This window comes from uncultured Gilvimarinus sp., from assembly GCF_963975215.1.
Taxonomy (GTDB): Bacteria; Pseudomonadota; Gammaproteobacteria; order Pseudomonadales; family Cellvibrionaceae; genus Gilvimarinus.
In genome coordinates this window covers 15222-34714 of sequence record NZ_CAXBFW010000023.1, presented here as the reverse complement: position 1 = coordinate 34714, position 19493 = coordinate 15222, and the positions used below count along the sequence as shown (strand labels likewise).

Sequence of the window (19493 nt, the reverse complement as noted above, 5' to 3'; positions counted from 1 at the left end):
GAGCATTGACACGCGAGCGTGTCGGGCTCGGGTGACTTACAGGCTGTAGTACATTTCAAATTCTACTGGGTGCGGAGTCATTTGCAGGCGCTGGATGTCGGCTTTTTTCAACTCGATGTAAGAGTCGATAAAGTCTTTGGTGAAAACACCGCCAGCTTGCAGGTACTCGTTGTCGTCTTCCAGGGCGTTCAGAGCTTGCTCCAGGCTAGAGCACACGGTTGGGATCTGTGCTTCTTCTTCTGGTGGCAGGTCGTACAAGTCCTTAGAGGCTGCTTCACCTGGGTGGATCTTGTTTTGAACACCGTCAAGGCCGGCCATCAGCAGTGCCGCAAAGCACAGGTAAGGGTTGGCGGTTGGGTCAGGGAAGCGAGTCTCAACGCGCTTGGCTTTAGGGCTGGTAACAAACGGAATGCGGATAGACGCAGAGCGGTTACGCGCCGAGTAAGCCAGCATAACAGGGGCTTCAAAGCCAGGTACCAAACGCTTGTACGAGTTGGTAGAGGCGTTACAGAAAGCGTTCAGTGAGCGCGCGTGCTTAATGATACCACCGATGTAGTACAGGGCAGTTTCAGACAGGCCAGCGTAGTCGTCACCGGCAAACTGGTTAACGCCGTCTTTAGAGTAAGATTGGTGTACGTGCATGCCAGAGCCGTTATCGCCAATCAGCGGCTTAGGCATAAAGGTAGCGGTTTTGCCGTAGGCGTGCGCTACGTTGTGTACACAGTACTTCAGAATCTGAACTTCGTCGGCTTTTTTCACCAGAGTGTTGGCGCCAACACCGATTTCACACTGACCGGCAGTGGCCACTTCGTGGTGGTGAACTTCAATTTCCAGGCCCATGGCTTCCATGGCGTTACACATAGCGCCACGCAGATCGTTCAGTGAGTCGACCGGAGGCACGGGGAAGTAGCCGCCTTTAACGGTTGGGCGGTGGCCGGCGTTGCCGTCTTCAAAGTCGTCGCCAGAAGACCAGGCGCCTTCTTCAGATTTGATTTTGTAGAACGCGCCGCCCATTTCTGAGGCCCAGTGTACGCTGTCAAAAACAAAGAACTCAGGCTCGGGACCGAACAGAGCGGTGTCGCCCAGGCCGGTAGATTTTAAGTACTCTTCAGCGCGCAGGCCGATAGAGCGTGGGTCGCGATCGTAGCCTTGCATGGTGGTAGGCTCAACGATGTTACAGCGAATGATAATAGTCGCGTCTTCAGAGAATGGATCGACGATCGAGGTTGCGTCGTCGGGCATCAAAATCATGTCTGATTCGTTAATGCCTTTCCAGCCGTTGATGGATGAACCATCAAACATTTTGCCTTCTTCAAAGAAGTCGTCGTCGATGGTAGATGCGGGAATGGTTACGTGTTGTTCTTTACCGCGAGTATCGGTAAAGCGCATATCTACCCAGCGAGCTTCGTGTTCTTTGATCAGATCCAGTGTTCTAGACATCGAGTGCCTCCAGTTTGTAATAGCCAGCAGGGCTACGGTCGTTAATAATCAAACTTATTGAAAATACGTGGTAGCGTATTTTCGGTGCTCGTTCGCCATTGCTGCAAGCGGCAATGGTTAACAAACACAATTTTGTCTCTGGCTAAGGGCAAGAAGTATGCCACTGCTCAGGTTGCCAGTGTAGCACGGCAAATGCGCGCTTGAAGCACAGAAAATGAGTTGCACTTACTTTTGTTGGCACGATTTTGGTGCGCACGCCATCAAGGCGTGCACCATATTTGTGCGGAAGGGTTTTGGTGAGTTTTGTCTCGCTCCACTCCATGCATTATAATGTTGCGCCTTTACCCCGCGCTTACAGTAGGCTTTCATGCATTTCATCGTCAAGGTTTTCCCAGAAATAATTATCAAGAGCCCGCCGGTTCGCAAACGCTTTATTCGCCAGTTGCGAGATAACCTGCGCTCACTGCTGGCGGGCATTGATCGCGATATTAAGGTACAGCGCGACTGGGAAAAAATCGAAATTACCGCGGATGATTCCGGCCTCGACGAGGCGATCCGGGCGCAGCGTGAAGCGCAAGTGGCCGAGGTGTTGGGGCGCACTCCTGGCATTGGTAATTACCTGCATGTGGTGGAGTATCCGCTGGGCGATTTGCACGATATCTATGAAAAAACCCTGGCCAACTGGGGTGACTCGCTGGCCGGGCGCACCTTTTGCGTGCGGGTAAAGCGCAGTGGTAATCACGATTTTACCTCGACCGAGATCGAGCGCTATGTGGGCGGCGGCTTGGCGCAAAACACCGAGAACGCCGGTGTCGCGCTGAAAAAGCCCGATGTAACGGTGCGGCTGGAGGTAAAACAGGAGCGGCTGTTTGTGGTCGCCCGTCAGTGTCAGGGGCTCGGCGGCTATCCGCTGGGGTCGCAGGAGTCGGTATTGACCTTGATATCCGGTGGTTTTGATTCGACCGTGTCTACTTACCTCACCATGAAGCGCGGTATTCGCACTCACTTTTGCTTTTTTAATTTGGGTGGGCGCCAGCATGAGCTTGGCGTGAAAGAGGTGGCCTATTACCTGTGGCATAAATACGGCGCCTCGCACCCGGTTAAGTTTGTCACCGTGCCTTTTGAGGGGGTGGTGTCCGAGATTTTACAGCACGTGGATAACTCTTATATGGGGGTGGTGCTTAAGCGTATGATGCTGCGCGCCGCCAGCGCGGTGGCCGAGTCGGCTAAATTGCCAGCGCTGGTGACCGGTGAGAGCGTGGCGCAGGTGTCGAGCCAGACACTGCCCAACTTAAGTGTGATCGACCGGGTTACCGATACGCTGGTGCTGCGGCCGCTGATTACCATGGATAAGGGCGAGATTATCGATATCTCGCGCACCATTGGTACCGAGACGTTTGCTGCCAGCATGCCCGAGTACTGTGGGGTGATCTCTGTTAAGCCCACCACCCGGGCGCGGCTGGATAAAGTCGAGCAGGTGGAGTCGAAGTTTGATTTTACTGTGCTGGAGCGCGCCATTGCCGATCAGGTAACGGTGGATGTGCGCGAGCTGGCCGAGACCATCGACGATGGCGCGACTGCCGAGGTGGTTGAGGTATTGCCCGCAGACGCCGCCGTGGTGGATATTCGCCACCCCGACGAGCAGGAGCTGAAGCCACTGGTGGTTGAGGGGGCCGAGGTACTAAAAATTCCGTTTTACACGCTAAACAACGCCTTGGCGCAGCTAGAGGCGGGGCGGCAATACTATCTGTACTGCGATAAAGGCATTATGAGCCAGTTGCACGCATCGCACTTAGTGGATGACGGCCACACCAATATTGGTGTGTTTCGTCCGCAAGGCAAAGTCTAGCCATGCCGACTAAGACGCCGCTGCGCCAGCTTATTGCGCTGCTGGCGCTAGCGTTGGGGATTGTAGCTCTATCGGTGGTGTCGACACTGTATGTGCTGGACGTGCCGGTGGGCGACTTTGCCGGGAAGGTGGGGCGCTCACTGGGGCTGCGCTACCATCACGCCACCATGACGGACGCTCAGCTAAACTGCGAAAAAAAGCTCAATACCAGCTTTAAAGATCGCATCAGTGTGATGCATATGGACAGCTACAGCAGCCGTCTGTCGGCTGACGGTGAACTGTATAAGATTTTTTTAGAGGCGGACGTCTACCCCGATAGCTCTCGCGTGGGTAAGCCGCGCGAGATTTTTGTCAGCTGTTTTGTGTTTGCCAGCAGCGGCAAAATCGAGCGTTTTCAGTACGCTGGCGACGGCGAGCCGGTGCGCGGTGTCGAGGGTGAAGGCACCAATGCCTTCGGTTTATAGCACTAATTCACCATTGTTTGTCTGATTTCTGATCTTTTTGATTCCTGCCGGCGCACTTGATAGGTATAATGCGCGCCTTTTCAGCGCTATCGCCCTTGCTAAGGGGACGCTGCCATTTCTATCGCACCCGAGAGCATTACAGTGACTAGCCAATCTAAAATCGCAAATTTGCGAAATATCGCCATTATCGCCCACGTTGACCACGGCAAAACGACCCTGGTAGACAAGCTGCTGTCGCAGTCCGGCACTCTCGATCGCCGCGACGAAGGCGCCGAGCGCATCATGGACTCTAACGATCAGGAGCGTGAGCGCGGCATTACCATTCTGGCTAAAAACACCGCGATCCAGTGGAACGAATACCGCATTAATATCGTCGATACCCCCGGGCACGCCGACTTTGGCGGTGAAGTAGAGCGGGTACTGTCGATGGTCGACTCAGTGTTGCTGTTGGTTGACGCGGTAGACGGCCCCATGCCGCAGACGCGCTTTGTGACCAGTAAGGCGTTTGAAAAAGGCCTGAACCCGATTGTGGTGGTTAACAAGGTCGATCGCCCTGGCGCGCGCCCAGATTGGGCCGTGGATCAAGTGTTTGATCTGTTTGATCGCCTGGGTGCCACCGACGAGCAGCTCGATTTTCCGATCATTTACGCCTCGGCCCTAAACGGCGTTGCCGGCTCCGAGCCAGACGCGCTGGCCGACGATATGACGCCGCTGTTTGAAATGATCACCAAACACGTAAAAGCCCCCGATGTTGATATCGACGGCGACTTCCAAATGCAAATCTCGGCGCTTGATTACAACAGCTATACCGGCGTTATTGGTATTGGCCGCATCTCGCGCGGTAGCTTGTCGCCCAACCAGCAAGTGGTTGTGGCCAAGCGCGAGGGCGGCACTAAAAAAGCCAAGGTACTGCAAGTGATGGGTTACCACGGGCTGGAGCGGGTTGAGACAGATCGCGCAACCGCGGGCGATATTGTTTGTATTACCGGTATCGATGGGCTGGGTATCTCCGATACGCTGTGCAGCCCCGACAATATCGATCCTTTGGTGCCGTTAACCGTAGACGAGCCCACCGTTAGCATGACCTTCCAGGTAAACGACTCGCCGTTTGCCGGTAAAGAAGGCAAGTTTGTGACCAGCCGTAATATTCGCGAGCGCCTTGATCAAGAGCTGATCCACAACGTCGCACTGCGTGTGGTGCAGGGCGATAGCCCCGATAAATTTGTGGTATCGGGCCGTGGTGAGCTGCACTTGTCGGTGTTGATTGAAAACATGCGCCGCGAAGGCTTTGAGCTGGGTGTGTCTCGCCCTGAAGTGATTCAGCGTGAAGTGGATGGCGAAATCCACGAGCCCTATGAAAACGTTGTTATCGATGTAGAAGACCAGCATCAAGGGTCGGTCATGGAAGAGCTGGGCTTGCGCCGCGCGGAAATGACCAACATGGAGCCAGACGGCAAAGGTCGCGTTAAGCTTGAGTTTATTATTCCTTCACGCGGGTTGATTGGCTTTCGCGGTCAGTTCCTGACGCTTACCTCCGGCTCGGGCATTATGACCAGTATTTTCGATCACTACGGCCCGGTGAAAGGCGGTGAGATCATCAGCCGTCACAACGGCGTGCTGGTCTCTATGGTTAAAGGTAAAACGCTGGCTTACGCGCTGTTTACTCTGCAAGATCGCGGACGCCTGTTCTTGGGTCACGGCGCCGAGGTGTACGAAGGCCAGATTATTGGTATTCACTCACGCGATAACGACTTGAGCGTTAACCCGACTAAGGCGAAACAGCTTAACAACATTCGCGCCGCCGGTACCGATGAGGCACTGACCCTGTCGCCGCCAATTCGCCACACCCTGGAGCAAGCGCTGGAGTTTATCGAAGACGATGAGCTGGTCGAAGTGACTCCCGAGTCAATCCGGGTGCGTAAAAAGCTGCTGACCGAGAACGAGCGTAAGCGCGCTAAAAAGTAAGTACGACTTTACGCGCTGGTGATGCGCCATGCGTCACTCCAAAAGCCCTGCCAAGTGCAGGGCTTTTTTGTGGGCGGGTTTTATTGCGCGTCGCGTTGGGGCTAAGCGGTAGCCGCTTGCGTGGTTCGGGCGCAATTGGGCAGAGTTGGTTAATTTAATGTCCCACTTTTCTGGCCGTGTGTTAGTGGGCCGCAAATGCAGTCTGAGTTTGGTCTGATGGCAAAAAAACATGAGGCTTACTATGTATAAAAATATCTTGATAGGGGTAACACTACTGGTTGCCACTGCGGGCGCATCCACGATGACTCTCGCCTCGGCCGAGCCGGGCACCGTGGCACACGTTGAAATCGTCAAGCGCGATGGCGCCTACCAATTGTTGGTTAATGACGCTCCATTTGCGGTTAAGGGCGTGGGGTTGGGCGGCAATGCTCAGGGCAGCTTACGTATGCTTACCTCGGCTGGCGGCAACAGCATACGCACCTGGAGCGCACGCAACGCCGACGCGGTGCTGCAAGATGCAGCCGATAACGGCGTGATGGTTGCGCTGGGGTTTAATACCGATAAAGAGCTGCACGGCTTTGATTACAACGATGAGGCTGCCGTACAGGCACAGTTTGAGCGCTTAAAGCAAACCGTACAACGCTATAAAAATCATCCCAACCTGCTGGCCTGGGTGGTGGCAAACGAGCCGAACCTGCTGTTTAACGACGATGGCAGCTTAAAAGACGTCAACCCCAAGGTGTATCAAGCCATTGGCGAGATGATTGACTACATTCACCGCGAGGACCCCAACCACCCGGTGACCTACGCGTTTGCCGGCGCGCCCGAGCGGCACATTAAAACCGCCATGCAGTACACGCCCAACGTAGATTTTATCTCGTTACAGTTGTACGGCGATGTGGGCGACCTGCCCGAGATTATTGCCAAGCTCGATATCGACAAGCCTTTTATGGTGACTGAGTACGGCGCTATCGGCCACTGGGAGCGCCCGGCGACTGAGTGGGGCCGTGAGATCGAAGAGCCCAGCGGCGTTAAAGCGGCGAGCTTTGCCGAGCGCTTACACAGCGCCTTTGACGGCAACCCCAGCGGTAAAGTGATTGGCTCGTTCGCGTTTTTATGGGGCCAAAAGCAAGAGCGCACACCCACCTGGTACGGCATGATCAACGCCGACGGCAAGCCCAATGCACGGGTTGATGAATTAACCCGCTACTGGACTGGCGAGTACCCCGCAAACCGTGCACCGCGCGCGCAGCAAATTACCTTAAATGGTAAGCAGGCCACCGAGAGCGTTTACGTCGAACCTGGCCAGACAGTGGTAGTGAAAGTCAAGGTCGAGGATGAAGACGAGCTGCGTTACCAGTGGGAGCTGCTAAAAGAAGTGAGTGTGCGTAGTCAGGGCGGCGCCTACGAGAAGAAACCGGATGCGCTACCGATTGCCGTACTCAAAGAGCGCGAGGGTGAATTGCACTTTAAAGCGCCAGCCGCCGCCGGCGAGTACCGTATTTACTCGTACAGCTACGATGGCAAAGGCAAGGTCGGTAACGCCAACTTCCCCTTTTATGTAAAGCCGCAGCCGTAGGCGTGCGGCTTGGTTTGGTCGGCGCGCTATTCGTTACGGGTAAAGCAAACGTGTAGTGCGCCTATCAACATTAGTAATGAACCTAACGCAAACATCCAAACGCCGGCTGTGGCGTAAGGGGAGAATCGGGGCAAGAATAAAAGGCTGCCCAGTAAAAATGCCACACTGGATACAACATTAATCCAGCAAATGGCTTTGCTAAATACGGTCATAGTCGCGCTCCCTGGTGGTTTTTTAATCGGCGATCGCAGGTTGAAACTGCAGGCTAACCGAGATTCGGTTCCAGCTATTAATTTCCAAAATAACGCCGGTTAACTCAATCAAGTCGGCCTCGCCAAAATGTGCCACGGCATTTTGGTAAACCTCGTCGTCGACCGCTTGCTGGCTTATCAAAGTGGTGGCCTCGGCCCAGGCCAGTGCGGCGCGCTCTCTGGGGGTAAAGCAGGCGACTTCGCGCCAGGCCGGCAACACATCCAGCCGCTCTTGTCGCTCGCCGTCTTTACGGGCCTCGGCTGAGTGCATGTGCTGACAAAACCCACAGTGATTGATCTGCGACACGCGAAGCTTTATCAGATGAATGACGGCGGGCTCAATGTGGGCGCTATCAGCCACTTTGCCCAGCGCTACTAAGTGCTTTGCTAATCGAGGGCAGTATTGGTAAACGGCTGGTTGGGAAATACGGGTGTGCATGGCATAACCTCCTGTGAAACTTTGAGAGGCAAGCCTACCTAAGGGTAAAATTTAAACCTTGTAAATTTGCGACAATTTGCGTTTTCGGTACTCGGCGGGAGTCTCGAAGGTGCTTTTTTGAAACACGTGAGAAAAGTGTGGCTGATCGTAGTAGCCGCACTCAAGCGCAACGTCTGCCAGTGGCAGGGTGCTGGTGGCCAACAATTGTCGCGCCCGATGGGTGCGACAGTAACCGACGTACTGGCCCGGTGAAACGCCCAACTGACGTTGAAAGGTTCGCTCTAGCGTGCGCCGGCTTACCCCTAACTGTGTCCCGAGCTCGCTGGGTGCTAGCGGGCGCGCTCTAATAGCGTTAACGAGTTTCCATGTGTCGCCATGCTTAGCCGCGCTAGCGCTCAGCCGCTGTAACAGCCACTGCTCCAAAACGTTTATTTTACCGCTCAGCCCTAGAGTATAGAGCCGCGATGCGGCGGCGATTAAGTCGCTGTGCCAGGTGGGCGTAAAATCACGACCCAACACCAACAGCTGGCCAGAGAGCTCTTGTGGCTCGAGCCCGAGTAAAAAATAGGCACCAGTGGGGTTGAAACGAATACTCACGCAGGCGTGGCTCGCTTTGATCAAACGCATGGAGGTACTGGTGTTTTGCTCAAAGGTGACGAGTGGGGCGGGGCTTGATAGGTCCACTGTTAAGCTGGCGCCGCCATCGGGGTAAAATTTTTCAATATTCTGATGGTCGCTTGCCTGCTCTGTGCCGATCGACCACAGGCACTGAACCCAGGGCGCGAGCCGCGGGTGAGGGGCAAACCTCTGAAAATTCAAAGGCGAAAAGCTGCGGGTAGGAATAACGTCAGCCATATTATTAGCGCTCAAAATGAACTCTGCCTGCGGTATTGTATGCTGTTGCTGGCAGGGAATTCCAGCCCGCGGCACCCGGTATTAGGCGGTGGCACGCAATACCGTTACCTCGCGGCTTGTGTCATTTTTATTGCGCATTCGAGAGTTGCGGTTGCTGGCCGCAAGGGTGCAACCAGCGCGGCAGCCTGCTAGGCTATGGGTTGTCGTTGATAACATTCACTCTGGACGGATCTATGACTGAAGAAGCCACAAAGCGTGGCGCCGGCTCGACGGTGCTGATTCCTGTTTTTATTCCCGCTGTTGTCGTGATGGTTTTACTGGTGGTAGGCACCATCAGTAACCCCGATTTGGCCGGCAAAGTGTTTAGCTCTACGTTGGCTTATATTACCAACAGCTTCGGCTGGTTTTATATGTTATCAGTGGCTTTCTTTTTGGTGTTTATCGTGGGACTGGCGATGACCCGCTGGGGCAATATTAAGCTCGGCCCCGATCACGCTGACCCCCAGTATAGCTTCCCGGAGTGGTTTGCGATGCTGTTCTCGGCCGGTTACGGTATTGCGCTGTTATTTTTTGGTGTCGCGGAGCCAGTGTTGCATTTCTCCTCGCCGCCGCAAGGCGCACCCGAAACGGTGGACGCCGCAAAACAGGCCATGCAAATAGCGTTTTTCCACTGGGGTTTTCACATCTGGGCCATTTATGGCTTGGTGGGGTTAGTATTGGCGTATTTTGCGTTTCGCCACGGTTTGCCGCTATCGATTCGCTCGGCCCTGTACCCCCTGATTGGCGATAGAATATACGGTCCTATTGGTCATGCCGTTGATGTGTTTGCCATTTTAGGGACAATGTTTGGGATCGCTACCACGCTTGGGTTATCGGTCGCACAAATCAATGCGGGCATCCATTACCTGTGGCCGAGTGTTCCGGTGAGTACCACGGTGCAAATTATTTGTATTACCGTGATTACCGGGTTGGCTATTTTTTCGGTGGTCGCGGGTATGGACAAAGGTGTAAAACGTCTGTCCATTTTAAATATGGTGTTAGCCGTAACTCTGATGCTGTTTGTGTTTGTCGTGGGCCCGACAATACATATCTTAGAAACCTTTTTACAAAACACCGGTAGCTACCTTAACAATATCGTCGAGCGGACCTTTAACCTGGAGGCGTATTCTCACAGCGACTGGATCGGCAACTGGACTCTGTTTATTTTTGGCTGGACCATTGCCTGGGCACCATTTGTCGGATTGTTTATCGCGAAAATCAGCCGGGGCCGAACGATTCGTCAGTTCGTGGTCGGTGTCATGTTGGTGCCTTCGATATTTACCTTTATGTGGTTCTCGGTGTTTGGCGATACCGCGCTTAACCAAATTATGGAGCAGGGGTACACAACGCTTATTGGTGAAGTGCAAAATAATCAAGCAATTGCACTCTTTAAACTCTACGAGGTACTGCCACTGACCTCAATCGTCTCTTTCATTACGGTGATACTGATTATTACCTTTTTTGTCACCTCTTCAGACTCGGGCTCGCTGGTGATTGACTCGCTGGCCTCGGGTGGCGCCTTGCATACACCGGTTTGGCAGCGGGTTTTCTGGGCCTCCGCCGAAGGTGTGGTAGCCTCGTCGCTGTTGTTGGCTGGTGGCCTGAGTGCCTTGCAGACGATGACCATCGTCAGCGCCTTGCCCTTCTCGATTATTATGATTATTGCGGCAATCGGTATGTGGCGCGCGTTAACCATTGAAGGGCACCATCAGCGCAGCTTAAAAACAGATGTGCAGCAACGTTTTTCCGGAACTGGCGGGCGTGGTTTGTGGCGTCGCCGTTTACACGGCTTAGTTACCTTCCCCGACCGAGAGCGCGTGTTGGAATTTCTGTCAACTACCGTGAGCAAAGCGATGCACCGGGTAGAGCGTGAGCTGGTAAAAGAGAATTGGCAGGCGGAAGTTCATACGGATGAGGAGTTTCACCGAATTTACCTCGAGGTGATAAAAGACGAGCAGGTCGACTTTATTTATGAGATTCGTCTGCTTGAACACGATCTGCCGGAGTATGCCGCCACTGAAATGCCTGAGTCAGTGGGTGACCCTCAAGTGTACTATCGTGCGGAGGTGTTTTTGCGTCGCGGTGGTCAGTCATACGATATTTATGGTTTTGATCAACAAGATATTATCACCGACATTCTCGACCAGTTTGAAAAGCACTTGCACTTTCTGCATGTGTCTCCTGCGATACTGCCATGGCGTATGGAAGAGCACGACGATATGTTGAGTTCACCGCCCGAGCCGCCGGAAGATGAGCCGGGTGTTGATGCCGGTGACCCGTCCGGTAAAGATACCGCCAACCCATCGAGTTAGGAGCGCTGCGGTGAAAGGGACTAACTTTTACATAGCGCTGGGCACCGCTGCGTTGTTCAGTGGTGGTGCCTGGGCGCAAGACGACAGTTCTATCAAAGCCATGCAGGCGCAAATTAAAGCGCTGCAAGAGCGCATCGAAGTGCTTGAGCGTGAACGCAGTTTGCCACCAGTACAAGATCTGGGCGAGGTTGAGCTGCCCGCTGAGCGCGACGACAAACCTGAGGCTGCGCCTGAGCCCGCGATAAAAGTCGGTGGCGCACTGCGTTTTAATTTGCTGTACAACGAAGAGTCAGATGCCTCGGTAGGTAAACGGGGTGAGAGTGGGCTGGATACGTTTCGGTTAAATGTCGATGGCAAACTCGATCAGTTTTTAATATCCGCCGAGTATCGGTTTTACTCTTACATGAATGTGATTCACCACGGCTGGGTGGGTTATGAATTTGATGACTCCAGCCAGCTGCAGTTGGGTATTAGCCAAGTGCCGTTTGGTTTGCTGCCCTACGCATCGCACAACTCTTGGTATGGCGTACCTTATTACCTTGGCCTGGCCGACGATTACGACATGGGTATTAAATATGTGCGCAGCGATGGCCCCTGGAGTTCGCATTTGGCTTTTTACAAAAATGAAGAGCTTAACGATGCCAGTAACCTAGATCGTTTTGGTTTTGATTTAGTGCGGGTCGACGAGCAACAAAATGAAGAGGCTAATACCGTTAATGGTCGCTTGGCTTATACCTTTGGTTTGCAAAGTGGCTGCGAAACCGAAGTGGGCGGCTCGCTAGAGGCCGGGCAGATTTACAACGCGCTGACAGACGACAGCGGTGAGCGTTACGCGGCGGCGGCCCATGTGGATAGCCGCTGCGGCCGTTGGAATTTTCAGCTACAGGGCACGCACTATGAGTACGATCCGGTAGCTGCCCCCGGTGCCGACGACTCGGTGGTGCGGGTAGGCGCCTTTGCGGGCAGCTACGACATCGACAGCGACGCCGATGTGTGGGTTGCGAATATGGCTTACAACTTACCTTCACCGTGGCGTTTAATTGACAGCATAACCTGCTACAACGATTACTCGCGCCTGAATAAATCCATTGCCAATGCGGTTGACTCGCAAATTAATACCACCGGTTGCGCTATCGGCAGTGGCCCGATTTTTACTTACGTGGATTATATTTTGGCAAAAAATATGCCGTACTTTGGTGCCGGATCGCTCGCCGGTGGTGGTGAAGATGACTGGCAAGGGCGGTTTAATATTAATATTGGATACTATTGGTAGCGGTTATGGTTAAGCAAACTTTTTTTGCGGCACTGTTAATGGCAGCCGCCTCTGGTGCGGCAGCGGACACCCTGAATGTTGTGTCCTGGGATGGCGCCTACGTAAAAAGTCAGATACTGGGTTTTATTCGCCCCTACGAAGAGGCCACCGGCACGCGTGTTAATGTTATCCAATACGCTGGTGGTATCGATGAGATTCGCGCCCAGTCGCGCGCCTGGAATGTCAGCTGGGACGTAGTAGATTTAGAATTGTTTGACGCTATTCGCGCTTGCAATGAGGGGCTGCTGGAAGTCATTGATCGCACCACTTTGCCCGCCGCTCCCGACGGCACAGCCGCTGAAGACGACTTTATTAATCGGCAGGTTACGCCCTGTGGCGTGGCCAATGTGGCCGGCTCAACCATTGTGAGTTTTCGCCGTGGCGCATTTGCTAAACCGCCTACAAGCCTTGAAGACTTTTTTGACTTAAGTAAATACCCGGGCAAGCGCGCACTGCGTAAATCGCCTCAAGGCAATTTAGAGTGGGCGTTAATCGCCGATGGCGTACCGCACCAAAAAGTGTATGACGTACTGGGTACTGAAGCGGGTTTGACGCGCGCCTTTGCCAAACTCGATGAATTAAAACCTCAGCTACAGTGGTGGGAAACCGGTCAGCAGGCCATTCGCCTGCTGGAAACTGAGCAGGTGGTTATGTCGGCCGTTTACAGCGGGCGAGTTGCCGCGGCGGTAGAGCGCGGTGAGCCGCTGGATATTATTTGGGACCACCAGGTGTGGTACTACGACGTTTGGAGCATTGTCAAAAATGGCCGCAACACCGAGCTTGCGCAAGATTTTGTGCGCTTTGCCAGTTCGGCCGAAAGCCTCGCCGCGCAAGCTGGCTATATTCCCTATGGCCCCATGCGTCGCTCGTCCATGGCAATGTTAGATGAGTCTTTGCGTGAACGGCTGCCCACCTCCAGGGCGCATTTAAAAACGGCGGTAGAGCTTAACGCCACCTGGTGGTCCGAGAATTTAGATCGTATAGCGCCACGCTTTGAGCGCTGGCTTGAGCGCCCGGTGATGGTGCCTAAAGCAATGCCGCGCTAGAGAGGTTACGTTATCGCCCTTTTAAGGTATGCCCTAAAAGGGCCGGGCAGGTCCGTGGGTTAATCCCCCAGTGATGGGCGAAAGTTAAACCCGATGTTGATATACGGGCTGTTGCTAAGCTTAAAGTCGGGCGCTTCCCACTCGCCATTATCCACATCAATACTCAGCCCTTTAAGCCCGCCCACGCCAGCTTCCAACTCAAGCCAAAAGTGGCTGTGTACGCGCTTTTCTACCGATAGCGCTAAGTCCCAGTTGTCCATCACATAATTAAACTGGTCGCCGTTGGTATCGAGCTGCCAGGAGTTGCCCGCCGGCGCCAGACCAAAGCGAAACAACAAACCATCGTTGGGGGCGTACATAACAGCGGGCCAGGGCATGATGGCGCTTAGGGTCCAGCGGTCATTAAACTGATACGAGGCACCCACGTAGGGCAGTGCCAAGTTGGATTGCTCGTTGATATCAAAGTACAAACCAAACGCCCACCAGAGGCGGTCCGTTTGCGTGTAGCGGGCGAAACCGCCGCCCATAAGCTCCCAGCTCCATTGCGCGTCGGCACTGTCGGCTTTGTGCCCCAGGGGCATTAGAAAACCGCCGGTTTGCCAGTTTGAGTCGCGCTGATGAAACCAACCTACCGGGACGCCAACAGACAGTACTTCGAGATCGTTGCGCTGCTCGGAGTCGGGCGATAGGCGCGACCAACTGACCCATTCCCCTACCAGCAAGGCGTCGCGCTCGCTCATTAAAAACGGCAGTATCGCGCCCTGAGTCACGGTATCTTGAGTAAAGCTTAAAGAGCGGCCGTCGCCCAGCTCGACATCGCTTTCTTGGTAGTGGTTGTAGCCCGCAAAGGCCAAAGGTAAAAACGGCGCGTTAGAAGTCGAGCGGCTAAATTCAATATCGCTTTGGGCAAAGGCCTCGGCCCATTCGGTTGTCAGGTCAGCGTGGCTTATGGGCGTTATAGCGCAGCCTGCTGTGAGCCATAAGAGTAGGCGCGGTAGTGTCTGCCTTGACATAGAGTTACCCGGGCAAAAATGAGGAGTCGGGAATATTGTGCCCGACTCCTGGATGCGCTTCCAGCCGGTTTGAACTTTAGTCCTTGGTCAGCACTATGCGGTAATGGGCTTTACCGTCGCGCAGTGCTTGCACTGCGTCGTTGATCTGGCTCATGGGGTAGGTCTGGGTGGTGGGTTCAATCTTGTGGCGCGCGGCAAACTCCAGCATCTTTTCAATAGTGGCCGGGCTACCCACGGGCGAGCCGGATACCGAACGCTGGGCCGCAATCAGGCCAAATACGCCGAGCTCGATAGGCTCAAGGGTGGCACCCACAAAGTGTAAACGCCCCTTGGGCCCCAGGGTGTTGAGATAGGCGTTCCAGTCCAGCTTTACATTGACCGTAGACAGAATCAGGTCAAAGTAACCGGCGGCCTCTTCCAGTGCATCGGCACTTTTGGAATTGAGGGTTTTGTGTGCGCCCATCTCCAGTGCCTCGGCCTTCTTGTTTTCACTGCTGGTAAACGCGGTGACTTCACAGCCCCAAGCGTTTAAGAACTTAACCGCCATATGTCCCAAACCGCCAATTCCAATTACGCCGACTTTCGCGGTGGAGGGGATATCAAACTGCACCAGGGGATTAAACACGGTAATGCCACCGCAAAACAGCGGGCCGGCGGTTTCGGGGTTAACCCCTTCGGGCAGCGCGACTACGGCTTTTGCCTGGGCGCGTACTTTATCGGCAAAGCCCCCGTGGCGTCCGGCAATAGTCGGTTGCGCACTGGCACACAGGTTTTGATCGCCATTATTGCAGGTGCTGCACTCGTTGCAGTAGGCGCTGTGCCAGCCCAGGCCCACTGTTTGGCCGGGCTGCAAATGGCTGACATTGGTGCCGGTGGCGGCGACCTTACCAATCACCTCGTGGCCCGGCACGAAAGGGTATTGAGTAAAGCCCCACTCGTTATCCAGCATGCTCAGATCACTGTGGCACAGGCCACAGGATTGCACATCAATCTCCACCTCGTCGGCGCCCAAGGGCCCCGGGTCGTATTCGTAAGGTGTTAATTCTTGTCCGGCTTCTTGTGCAGCATAGGCTTTAATCATAATCCCTCCATAGGAGTTGTTGATAAGCGAGCGGATGCTCGCCCCTTCAATGTGATGGGCTTGAACAGTCATTATGGTATCTTGTTTTAATTGAAACAATGCGGCCTTTGGAAACCCACTGTTATGAATTTAGAAACAATAGATTTTAAAACGTTGCGAATGTTTGTGGCGACGGCTCAGCAGCTTAGCTTTACCCGGGCCTCGGAGGAGTTGTCGGTGCCTAAGTCGGCGGTCAGCAAAGCTATTCGTCGGCTGGAGGCGGAGCTCGGGGTGCGGTTATTTGAGCGCTCTTCGCGTGTCGTCCGTTTGACCGAGCCCGGGACTATTTTGCTTAACCGCGCCCGCTCTCTGCTGGAGGAGACCTCGCTGATGTTTGCCGATGTGCAGAGCAGTCATCGGCGCGTCAGCGGTCAGCTGCGTCTGGCGGCGCCGCCGGCGCTGGGGCGGTATATCTCGCGCGAACTTTTACCTCTGTTTCTGGCCGATTGGCCCGAGGTGAATGTCTCTCTCAAGCTGTCTTACGATTACGAAGATTTGTTTCGTGAAGGCTTGGATTTGGCCTTTCGCATGGGCGGGCCGCGCGACGATAACTTGATCGAGAAAAAACTGGGGTACGCCAATCGTGTGGTGGTGGCCGCGCCTGAGTACCTTGAGCGGTATGGGCAGATTACCGATCCCCAGCAGCTGCCGGCGCATCGCTGTCTGCAGGTGTTTGATCGACCCTTTATCGATTGGACTTTAGCGCAAGGCGGTAACAGCCATGTGGTGACCGTGCCTCGAGTGTTTCAGTGCAGCGATATGGAAGCGTTAAAAAGTATGTTGCTGGCCGGCGTAGGCGTAGCGCAACTCCCCTGGCTGGTGGTGCGCGATGAGATTCAGCAAGGCAATTTGGTAGAGGTTTTACCCGGCTGGGTCAGCAGTGGCTTGAGTGTTTCGGCGGTGTATCGCTTTGGGGTTAACAAACCGGCCAAACTGGCGGAGTTTTTGGCACTGATTGATCGGCATCAGCATCTTTTTGATCTGCAGCGTTATTCCCAGTAAAAAGTACAGACCTGCCCGAGCTACCACCAGTGGTATACAATTAAAAAAATTCAAGGAGTTGAGTTGATGAGACATATTGGAATATTTTTGACGGTGGGGCTATTGTCGCTTCCGGTAATGGCCATGCATCCGAGCTGGGATGCCAATGGTGACGGTATTAATGACTGCGAATCTGACGGCAGTTGCGATCACACGGTGGATTACACCCAGCCCCGACCTGCCAGCGATACTCTATCCCCCTCTTTTAGCTGCAGCGGCGAAAATTTAAGTTCTGTTGCGCAGCTCATATGTACTGACTCTGAGTTGGCGCGCTTAGATGTGCAGTTGCAGCAAGACTATCAAGCGCTGCTTGCGCAAACGGATGATGCGGCTTTTACCTCGCACTTAAGAGCGGTGCAAAGAGGTTGGATAAAGGGGCGCGATGAATGCTGGAAGTCCTCGCCCGTTGGAGCCTGTGTTGCCCGTGAATACCGCCAGCGTCTTAGTGCCGTGCAAGAGTTTGCCGGACAGATCAGTCAGAGTCCTCGCTTGGTAACCGTGTGTGAACCACTGCCCGAGCATGAGATGATCATTCATTTTTACCCCACCCAGCCCCATATTGCCACGCTATCCTGGCAGGGTGAGGCTTCGCTTTTGTACCGAGACGACAGCGCTTCAGCAACGATTTATCGTGGCGCGGGCACGCAGCTGCGCCAGCAAGACTCAGAATTTATCATCGACGGTCTTGAGGAAGAAACCTCCCTGAGTTGTCATCCATTGGAGACATGGGAAAAATGACAACCCTAAAACATACAGCCCGACTTTTAAGTGCCGTGCTTTTGATGGCCGGTTTAACCGGTTGCATCTCTATCGAGCAGTCTACGCCGTTGCAGTGGGGGCAGGGGCATAGCGTTACGCCAGTTCGTGGTCTGCCCGAGCAGCTGCCGTCGGGGATTGTGCGCCTTAAAGAAACTCAATACGTTTATGTTCACGCCGATCATGGCGCCGAATTATTGGTTTCTATGGTGGTGCCTATTCCATTTGTTACCGATATGGCGATTGGCAGCTATAAGGATGCCGTGGATAATTCCCACAAGAATCAGTATGCGAAGATCGATCCCTATGTCATTACCGTGCAGCAAATGCGCGGTCATCCAGCATTTCGTGCCAGTGGTGGCAATTACACGCTTTATCCGGTGGTGGTTTTAAGCGAGACCTCAGACGAGCGCTATCTGTTGTCACTGGTGTATCAAATTGAAGCCGGCGATTGGATGAGCCGGTATTTCTATCATCTGCCCATGTCCATTGCGGCGGCCGATATCCAGGAAATTCCAGAGCCTCAGTTGGCGCAGCTGGCGGAGCAGTTAGAAACCGGGGCGAAAATACTGATCGATACCATTGATAAGCGGGTGAGGGGGGACATTCCCGAGCATGGCCCTGGTGTGACTTTAGGAAGCTTGTACTTTTTAAGCGGGAACATCGGTGGCCTGGTGGGCCCCGAAACCTTTAAGGTAAAAGACAGCGAGCTGCTGCTGGAGGAGAGCGATTATATTATTGCTCGGGTGCCGGGCGATCCGGATACCGATGCTGCCGGTGGTGGTTTAGCCTACGGCGTACACTACCTTTATAAAGATCAGCTGCATCTGTTTGAGCGTCAAGCTCAGTAGCGCAATAATAGCCGCAGGCAGCGCTGTAATGGCTGCCTTAGCGTGCCAACGCCTGGGGTTACATGGTCTCGTTAAACAAAATGACCACACTGCCACCGCTAAGCTCGCTGTCGATGTTTAGCGATAGGCCTATTCCGACGTTGTTAAGAAAGCTAATGTCGTTACTGGTATCCACCAGCCAGCCGGCGCCAAACTCGTAGTAGTGATGCGTGCCCATGGCCGGCACGGCATCGGCGCTGAGGTCGATGCGGCGGCCGAGTACCCGAATCTGGCTGCGCCGGCTCCAAACGTCGGGGGTGTCAAAGTGAAAGACGACGCTGTTGCTTAGGCGGCCGGCCTCGACGGTAGTGTCTTGTGAGTGGTGATCGGTATCAAAGCTTTGGCCGATGGCATAGCGGTAAACGGCTTTGTACTCCCAGCGGTAGCCCAATAGCTCGCCTTTGTACGAGGCGCCGATGCTTGGGTCGGCGGTCCACACCCGGTATAAACAAGGAGCCATCTAGGTAGGGGCCAAGCTGTTGCAGCAGGCTGTCGCGATAGCTTAAGTTATTATCGTAAAACAGCACCTCGGTGCCCAGCCCGGCCTGCAGCGACCAGGCATCATTCAGCTGATAGCGCCAGTTGTTTTCGGCGTACAGCAGATAGGTGGTTTCATCCAGCGGGTTGCCGACGGTTTCGTCATCAAAAATAAGGTCTTGCTCGAACGATATATACGACAGCCGCAACTGCGCTTGCGAGCTTAAGCGGTCACTGAGTTGACGCTTTTTAAAGCTCCAGGGGAGTGAGTAGATGGTGAGCTGGCTGCGTTGCTCCAGGGTGGACTCCTCGCCGGCGTTGATATTGTCGAGCTCGACAAACTCATTGGGGTCAAAGTCCATTACCCCTAAGGTCACCAAGTTTGCATCCGATAAAACAATCGAGCGCGCGCTGTTTTGTGACACCGTATCACCCACTATATCGCCCAAGCCTAAGTCATCCACAGATTGGGCGAAGGTGCTGGTGCATAACACGCAGCCGAATGTGAACAGAAGTGATTTATTGATAACGCGAGGGACGAGGCACATGGCAATCCCAGCAAATTGTGAAATTCAGTAGGGTATTAGTTATACCCAAAAAATGTGGAAATACCAGTTCCAATACAAAAAAGCCCCCGCAACCGTT

At 54.0% G+C, this 19493-nt stretch carries 18 protein-coding genes; 10 read left to right on the top strand and 8 right to left on the bottom strand.

Going from position 1 to position 19493, the window contains the following annotated elements:
* Positions 1-36: 36 nt before the first annotated feature.
* Positions 37-1440: a glutamate--ammonia ligase gene (gene glnA, locus AAC019_RS13800; RefSeq protein ID WP_339899607.1), complete on the bottom strand. Its 1404-nt coding sequence runs from the start codon at positions 1438-1440 to the stop codon at positions 37-39.
* 367 nt (positions 1441-1807) lie between these two features.
* On the opposite strand from glnA, the gene thiI reads away from it, so the two are divergent.
* The 4 genes from thiI (at position 1808) to AAC019_RS13780 (ending at position 7297) form a co-directional block, all read left to right on the top strand.
* Positions 1808-3289, top strand: coding sequence for a tRNA uracil 4-sulfurtransferase ThiI (gene thiI, locus AAC019_RS13795; RefSeq protein ID WP_339899605.1), 1482 nt, complete (start codon positions 1808-1810; stop codon positions 3287-3289).
* A gap of 2 nt (positions 3290-3291) precedes the next feature.
* Complete coding sequence (locus AAC019_RS13790) at positions 3292-3753, top strand: hypothetical protein (protein ID WP_339899603.1); 462 nt, start codon at positions 3292-3294, stop codon at positions 3751-3753.
* 141 nt (positions 3754-3894) lie between these two features.
* Entirely contained in the window at positions 3895-5718 is a 1824-nt protein-coding gene (gene typA, locus AAC019_RS13785; protein ID WP_339899601.1) for a translational GTPase TypA, read from the top strand.
* Between the two features lie 241 nt (positions 5719-5959).
* Positions 5960-7297 carry a glycoside hydrolase family 2 TIM barrel-domain containing protein gene (locus tag AAC019_RS13780; RefSeq protein ID WP_339899599.1) on the top strand — a complete coding sequence of 446 codons (1338 nt, stop codon included), beginning with the start codon at positions 5960-5962 and terminating at the stop codon, positions 7295-7297.
* 26 nt (positions 7298-7323) lie between these two features.
* Here AAC019_RS13780 and AAC019_RS13775 read toward each other — a convergent pair whose 3' ends face one another.
* The 3 genes from AAC019_RS13775 to AAC019_RS13765 are packed head-to-tail and all read right to left on the bottom strand — an operon-like array spanning position 7324 to position 8857.
* On the bottom strand, positions 7324-7509 hold the full coding sequence (locus AAC019_RS13775; protein ID WP_339899597.1) for a YrhK family protein: 186 nt from the start codon (positions 7507-7509) through the stop codon (positions 7324-7326).
* Positions 7510-7531: 22 nt separating this feature from the next.
* Positions 7532-7987, bottom strand: a complete 456-nt coding sequence (locus AAC019_RS13770; protein ID WP_339899595.1) for a carboxymuconolactone decarboxylase family protein — start codon at positions 7985-7987, stop codon at positions 7532-7534.
* 51 nt (positions 7988-8038) lie between these two features.
* The gene (locus tag AAC019_RS13765; RefSeq protein WP_339899594.1) at positions 8039-8857 is read right to left on the bottom strand and encodes a helix-turn-helix domain-containing protein; all 819 of its coding nucleotides are present in this window, start codon (positions 8855-8857) and stop codon (positions 8039-8041) included.
* A gap of 218 nt (positions 8858-9075) precedes the next feature.
* Between AAC019_RS13765 and AAC019_RS13760 the strand changes: the two genes are divergently transcribed.
* The 3 genes from AAC019_RS13760 to AAC019_RS13750 are packed head-to-tail and all read left to right on the top strand — an operon-like array spanning position 9076 to position 13551.
* Positions 9076-11193 carry a BCCT family transporter gene (locus tag AAC019_RS13760; RefSeq protein ID WP_339899592.1) on the top strand — a complete coding sequence of 706 codons (2118 nt, stop codon included), beginning with the start codon at positions 9076-9078 and terminating at the stop codon, positions 11191-11193.
* Positions 11194-11203: 10 nt separating this feature from the next.
* Complete coding sequence (locus tag AAC019_RS13755; RefSeq protein WP_339899590.1) at positions 11204-12466, top strand: hypothetical protein; 1263 nt, start codon at positions 11204-11206, stop codon at positions 12464-12466.
* Between the two features lie 5 nt (positions 12467-12471).
* On the top strand, positions 12472-13551 hold the full coding sequence (locus AAC019_RS13750) for an ABC transporter substrate-binding protein (protein ID WP_339899588.1): 1080 nt from the start codon (positions 12472-12474) through the stop codon (positions 13549-13551).
* A gap of 59 nt (positions 13552-13610) precedes the next feature.
* On the opposite strand, the gene AAC019_RS13745 is transcribed toward AAC019_RS13750, so the two are convergent.
* The gene (locus AAC019_RS13745; RefSeq protein WP_339899587.1) at positions 13611-14564 is read right to left on the bottom strand and encodes a hypothetical protein; all 954 of its coding nucleotides are present in this window, start codon (positions 14562-14564) and stop codon (positions 13611-13613) included.
* 76 nt (positions 14565-14640) lie between these two features.
* Entirely contained in the window at positions 14641-15717 is a 1077-nt protein-coding gene (locus tag AAC019_RS13740; protein WP_339899586.1) for an NAD(P)-dependent alcohol dehydrogenase, read from the bottom strand.
* A 51-nt stretch (positions 15718-15768) separates the two neighbouring features.
* Here AAC019_RS13740 and AAC019_RS13735 point away from each other — a divergent pair, with 51 nt between their 5' ends.
* The 3 genes from AAC019_RS13735 (at position 15769) to AAC019_RS13725 (ending at position 18332) form a co-directional block, all read left to right on the top strand.
* Entirely contained in the window at positions 15769-16686 is a 918-nt protein-coding gene (locus AAC019_RS13735; protein ID WP_339899585.1) for a LysR substrate-binding domain-containing protein, read from the top strand.
* A 66-nt stretch (positions 16687-16752) separates the two neighbouring features.
* Positions 16753-17463 carry a lysozyme inhibitor LprI family protein gene (locus tag AAC019_RS13730; protein WP_339899583.1) on the top strand — a complete coding sequence of 237 codons (711 nt, stop codon included), beginning with the start codon at positions 16753-16755 and terminating at the stop codon, positions 17461-17463.
* Complete coding sequence (locus tag AAC019_RS13725; protein WP_339899581.1) at positions 17460-18332, top strand: hypothetical protein; 873 nt, start codon at positions 17460-17462, stop codon at positions 18330-18332. Before AAC019_RS13730 ends, AAC019_RS13725 begins: the two co-directional genes overlap by 4 nt.
* Positions 18333-18390: 58 nt before the next feature.
* Here AAC019_RS13725 and AAC019_RS13720 read toward each other — a convergent pair whose 3' ends face one another.
* On the bottom strand, positions 18391-18762 hold the full coding sequence (locus AAC019_RS13720) for a Solitary outer membrane autotransporter beta-barrel domain (protein ID WP_339899580.1): 372 nt from the start codon (positions 18760-18762) through the stop codon (positions 18391-18393).
* Complete coding sequence (locus AAC019_RS13715) at positions 18704-19396, bottom strand: Solitary outer membrane autotransporter beta-barrel domain (RefSeq protein ID WP_339899577.1); 693 nt, start codon at positions 19394-19396, stop codon at positions 18704-18706. The genes AAC019_RS13720 and AAC019_RS13715 overlap by 59 nt, the downstream gene beginning before the upstream one ends.
* Positions 19397-19493: the final 97 nt, after the last annotated feature.

What these genes read in the sequence shown, in the direction of transcription:
- glnA (WP_339899607.1), bottom strand. Translation starts at nt 1,440, where the DNA reads ATGTCTAGAACACTGGATCTGATCAAAGAACACGAAGCTCGCTGGGTA.
- thiI (WP_339899605.1), top strand. Translation starts at nt 1,808, where the DNA reads ATGCATTTCATCGTCAAGGTTTTCCCAGAAATAATTATCAAGAGCCCG.
- AAC019_RS13790 (WP_339899603.1), top strand. Translation starts at nt 3,292, where the DNA reads ATGCCGACTAAGACGCCGCTGCGCCAGCTTATTGCGCTGCTGGCGCTA.
- AAC019_RS13780 (WP_339899599.1), top strand. Translation starts at nt 5,960, where the DNA reads ATGTATAAAAATATCTTGATAGGGGTAACACTACTGGTTGCCACTGCG.
- AAC019_RS13775 (WP_339899597.1), bottom strand. Translation starts at nt 7,509, where the DNA reads ATGACCGTATTTAGCAAAGCCATTTGCTGGATTAATGTTGTATCCAGT.
- AAC019_RS13770 (WP_339899595.1), bottom strand. Translation starts at nt 7,987, where the DNA reads ATGCACACCCGTATTTCCCAACCAGCCGTTTACCAATACTGCCCTCGA.
- AAC019_RS13760 (WP_339899592.1), top strand. Translation starts at nt 9,076, where the DNA reads ATGACTGAAGAAGCCACAAAGCGTGGCGCCGGCTCGACGGTGCTGATT.
- AAC019_RS13750 (WP_339899588.1), top strand. Translation starts at nt 12,472, where the DNA reads ATGGTTAAGCAAACTTTTTTTGCGGCACTGTTAATGGCAGCCGCCTCT.
- AAC019_RS13745 (WP_339899587.1), bottom strand. Translation starts at nt 14,564, where the DNA reads ATGTCAAGGCAGACACTACCGCGCCTACTCTTATGGCTCACAGCAGGC.
- AAC019_RS13740 (WP_339899586.1), bottom strand. Translation starts at nt 15,717, where the DNA reads ATGACTGTTCAAGCCCATCACATTGAAGGGGCGAGCATCCGCTCGCTT.
- AAC019_RS13735 (WP_339899585.1), top strand. Translation starts at nt 15,769, where the DNA reads ATGAATTTAGAAACAATAGATTTTAAAACGTTGCGAATGTTTGTGGCG.
- AAC019_RS13730 (WP_339899583.1), top strand. Translation starts at nt 16,753, where the DNA reads ATGAGACATATTGGAATATTTTTGACGGTGGGGCTATTGTCGCTTCCG.
- AAC019_RS13725 (WP_339899581.1), top strand. Translation starts at nt 17,460, where the DNA reads ATGACAACCCTAAAACATACAGCCCGACTTTTAAGTGCCGTGCTTTTG.
- AAC019_RS13715 (WP_339899577.1), bottom strand. Translation starts at nt 19,396, where the DNA reads ATGTGCCTCGTCCCTCGCGTTATCAATAAATCACTTCTGTTCACATTC.